The organism is Tolypothrix sp. VBCCA 56010, from assembly GCF_050875635.1.
GTDB lineage: Bacteria > Cyanobacteriota > Cyanobacteriia > Cyanobacteriales > Nostocaceae > Hassallia.
This window is the reverse complement of record NZ_JBPAOH010000318.1, coordinates 1-2,144: the sequence shown is the minus strand read 5'-3', so window position 1 is coordinate 2,144 and position 2,144 is coordinate 1. Positions and strand designations below refer to the sequence as shown.

Sequence of the window (2,144 nt, the reverse complement as noted above, 5' to 3'; positions counted from 1 at the left end):
AGTGCGATTCGTTGAGTGAGGAATCACGGTTAAGTCCGTAAATAATCACTCCAACCCCCTTTGGGTTGAACTCCAGACAGGATGGAGGTGCAAGCCCTCCCTCTCAAACTCAGAGATGACTCCTTATCTGCCCACACTGAGTAAGCTCGTTTCTTACAGGGTGAAGCTGGGAACAGGGCGCAACCAGAACGTTGTTATGGACGGACACTGGCGCTAACAGGGAGTACCTATGGTGAAACAGAACCTATAAAAGCAACCTACGGAGAAGCAGGGCATAACTAAAAACCCCTGACTTCGTTAGAGTCAAAACCCCGCCGAGAATTTGGACATCAGCGGTAAGAGTAAGGGGTTCTAACGGTTGAAGTGGCTCCACCTAACGGTACAAACAATCTCATCTGGGGAACGAATAAAAACGAATCGAAAGTCTTGGGAAAGGTCGAAAACCCAAGTAGGTCAGACGAGCGACGGAAATCTTTCGATTCGGGTAGGATGCAGCGTAATTGCTGCAAGGTGTTCAGAAAACAATCATTAGAGCAGAGCATGATTAGGCACATGTACGGACATAGTGAATCTTGGAAGAATCTACCGTGGAAGAAATTTCGCAGAGATTTATTCCGCCTACAAAAACGATTGTTCAAAGCCGTTCGAGTTGGAGACATGCGGAAAGCGCAGTCTTTACAAAAACTGATTCTGAAATCCATTGCTGCAAGATTTCTGGCTATTCGACAAGTAACACAGCTAAACGCTGGCAAGAAGACTGCGGGTATTGACGGCAAAGCGTTCCTTAACTTTAAAGAACGCTTCGCACTTGAGGAACTCCTCAAGTCTAGTTCCCATAACTGGCATCATAACAAACTGCGAGAAATCCCGATACCTAAGAAGGACGGGAAAAAACGCATACTCAAAGTTCCGACTATTGCGGATAGAGCATGGCAATGCCTTGCAAAATATGCATTAGAACCAGCACATGAAGCAACTTTCCACGCACGCAGTTATGGTTTCAGACCAGGACGCTCGGCACACGATGCCCAGAAATTCCTATTTCTAAATCTAAACTCAAAAGCCAACGGAATAGATAAGCGGGTCATAGAACTCGATATCGAAAAGTGTTTCGATAGGATAGCCCACAAAGCGATAATGAGCAGACTCATAGCCCCTTTGGGTCTTAGGGACGGAATATTTCGCTGCTTAAAGAGCGGAGTAAACCCACAATTCCCCGAACAGGGTACTCCTCAAGGCGGTGTGATAAGTCCACTTTTAGCTAACATCGCGCTTAACGGGATTGAAGAAATTCACCAATCAGTCAGATACGCTGACGATATGGTAATAATACTCAAAAACGAAGATGACGCAGATGAAATACTTAAAAAAATCAGCCAATTCCTTGCAGATAGAGGAATGAATGTCAGCGAGAAAAAGACCAAGCTAACAACATCGACAGATGGTTTTGATTTCCTTGGCTGGTACTTTAAAGTACAAAGCAACGGAAGGTTTAGAAGCGTTCCTTCAGTGAACAATTTCAAGACAATCCGTCAGAAAATAAAACACATCGTCAATAACTCGAACTATGGTGCTGAGGACAAAGCTAAGAAATTAGCTCCCTTAGTTAGAGGATGGAGAAACTACCATAAGTTCTGCAAAATGGACGGTGCGAGATTCTCTCTATACCACACACAACACAGAACTTACAAGGTATTCAATAAAGAAACTAAACAAGACCGCCACACTAGCAAGAAATTGTTAGATAAAGCGTTCCCAACGGTTCCTTACTCCGAAAATAAACATGTCAACGTCAAAGGCGATAAATCACCCTTTGACGGAGATATAGTTTACTGGAGCCAACGCAACAGTAAACTATATAGCGACACTACCTCTAAAGCTTTAAAACGGCAAAACCATAAATGTGGTCAGTGTGGTTTGAAATGTATGACCGAAGAATCCATACATTTACACCACATAGATGGGAATCACAACAACTGGAAGGTCAAAAACTTACTAGCCGTACATGAATCCTGCCACGATTATAACCACATGGGCAAAAGACATAAGTCACAAGAACATCGGGAGCCGGATGCACGGAAACGGGCACGTCCGGATCTAAATGAGAGGTGCGGGAGATAATACTCCCCATCGACTCAACCCAA

At 44.1% G+C, this 2,144-nt stretch carries 1 protein-coding gene; it reads left to right on the top strand.

The window, feature by feature from the left end:
- Positions 1-540 precede the first annotated feature (540 nt).
- Entirely contained in the window at positions 541-2,121 is a 1,581-nt protein-coding gene (locus AABK37_RS41120) for a group II intron reverse transcriptase/maturase (protein ID WP_432557130.1), read from the top strand.
- Positions 2,122-2,144: the final 23 nt, after the last annotated feature.

Bases quoted from the DNA above. Each gene is read 5' to 3' on its own strand.
- AABK37_RS41120 (WP_432557130.1), top strand. From the start codon at position 541: ATGATTAGGCACATGTACGGACATAGTGAATCTTGGAAGAATCTACCG.